3 protein-coding genes are annotated in these 2,045 nt (G+C 46.7%); all 3 read left to right on the top strand.

The window, feature by feature from the left end:
- The coding region (locus ABLT31_RS38385; protein ID WP_367760978.1) for a hypothetical protein at positions 1-278 on the top strand (278 nt) is incomplete at its 5' end.
- A 243-nt stretch (positions 279-521) separates the two neighbouring features.
- Positions 522-662, top strand: a complete 141-nt coding sequence (locus tag ABLT31_RS38380; RefSeq protein ID WP_367760977.1) for a hypothetical protein — start codon at positions 522-524, stop codon at positions 660-662.
- 6 nt (positions 663-668) lie between these two features.
- Positions 669-1,988 (top strand): group II intron reverse transcriptase/maturase, encoded by a 1,320-nt coding sequence (gene ltrA, locus ABLT31_RS38375; protein WP_367760976.1) that lies wholly within the window; start codon positions 669-671, stop codon positions 1,986-1,988.
- Positions 1,989-2,045: the final 57 nt, after the last annotated feature.

Below are 2,045 nucleotides of genomic sequence, written 5' to 3'. Positions count from 1 at the left end.
ATCGGGTTCAAGTCCCGTGTGTGCCGACGGCCGGAAACACTAGCAGACAGACAGTGCGTCATCGCGAGGTGAGGTGCGGAGGGTCTGAATGCAAAGCCCTGTACAAAGCGAAAGCGAACCTAGGCTGGCGTGAGGGGAGGATGACCGTGCAAAAAGACGGGAAGTCCAAATCGCCGACAACTGACCCAGAGCGTTTAGAAGGTTGGGATAGGGTGGAAGTAGGATGGCGTGACCCAAGGAGGTCTCGTGGCTTCCTAGAATTTTTTTTTTCTAGGTAATTCATTTACAAGAGCGTTCGAGGGATGAATAAAGAGGTACGAGAAGTCAGAGGTATCCGTAGTAGTGAGGAACTCTGAGCCTATGAAAGCTGGTAACAGTCTGGAGGATAAAACTCAGAGGAATCTATTCTCGTAATAGAAGAATTGTCTCCGCCGTAAGGAAGAAGGCAAGGAGCGAAGGGGTACCACATTACAGAAATGTCTCTAGAATGAGGGAAATTCTCTTTAGTATTCTGCAATAGAATGCGAACAAGTACGGCTTCTCGGGAAGTGAGATTGTCCTGGTCAAGGAGACCTGAAGGGGCTAGAGAGATCAAACGGAAGCAGGAAATGAAGAAAAGAGAATGGAAGTTATCTCGAACAGACAGCAGGAACGGATGGTAAACACGGATGAAGAAAAGAAAGTGGTATTCACTCTATGACAAGGTATATGACTTTGGGAATCTCCTCGATTCATGGTTTGATGTGGCGGAGAATAAAGGAAGTCACGGAGTAGACGGAGAAACAATCCAAGAATTTGGGCACTACATGGATGGTAACGTACGAACTATCCAGCATGAGCTCCAAACCAAGACCTACCGCCCCCAACCTGTACGAAGGGTCTACATTCCCAAAGCGGATGGTTCCCAAAGACCACTAGGCATTCCCGCTGTGAGAGATCGACTGGTACAACAGTCCTTGCGTAGGGTCATCGAACCGATCTTTGAAGCGAAATTCTTAGACTGCAGCTATGGATTTCGTCCTGAACGAGACTGCCATATGGCGATCGATAAAATTACAGAACATCTGGAGAATGGATACCAATGGGTAGTAGACGCTGATCTTCGATCCTACTTTGATACGATTCCCCATGACAAACTCATCGACCAAGTATGGCAGGAGATTAGTGACAGCTCCATCCTTAAACTGATTCGAATGTTTCTAGAAGCTGGGGTCTTACATCATGGCACCTATGAACCATCTGAAGAAGGAGTTCCACAGGGGGGAGTCATTAGCCCGTTGCTCGCCAACATTTATCTGCATCCCTTCGATGAAGAAATGACCAGACGTGGGCATAAATATGTTCGTTATGCGGATGATTTTGTGATCCTATGTAGATCGAAAGCGGCAGCAGAGAGAGTATGTGAGAGTATGAGAAAATTCCTAGAAGGGCAACTTGGCCTTCAAGTTCATCCAACGAAGACGCGAGTGGTACATGTAGATGAGTCGTTTGACTTCCTAGGTTATACCTTCTATAGCTGGAAGGATAACGATGGAAAAAGGACCATCTATCGCCGACCGAGAGACAAAGCGGTTGAGAAACTCAAGGATACCATTCGCAAGCTGACCAGACGAAACCAAACCGTATCCATCGATGTGATTATCCGTAAGCTCAATCCTATTCTACAGGGATGGGGAAACTATTTTGGTTATGGTTCTGTTAAAACACGTTTTGGCAAGTTGGATAGTTGGATGAGAAGGAGACTACGGGCGGTCCAATTGCGCAGCTGGAGGCATGTGAAACATCTCCATCGGTTACTTCGAAGACAAGGATACAAAGGGGAACTTCTTCCCATTCGGATGACAAAGTGGCGGAGTTCAAAAAGTCCAATGGTGGATCGTGCTATGAATAAACAGTGGTTTGAAGAACAAGGATTAATAACCTTGACAGACGTTTACCAAAAGTTAATGCTCCGTAAGGAATATGTAGTGTCAAAGCCGTGTGCGTAGGCCCGCTTGCACGGTTTATTGAGAGGGGTGGTTCAGTAATGACCACCCCTACTCTCT

The organism is Ammoniphilus soli (assembly GCF_040813775.1).
This window is presented reverse-complemented; position numbering and strand designations above follow the sequence as displayed.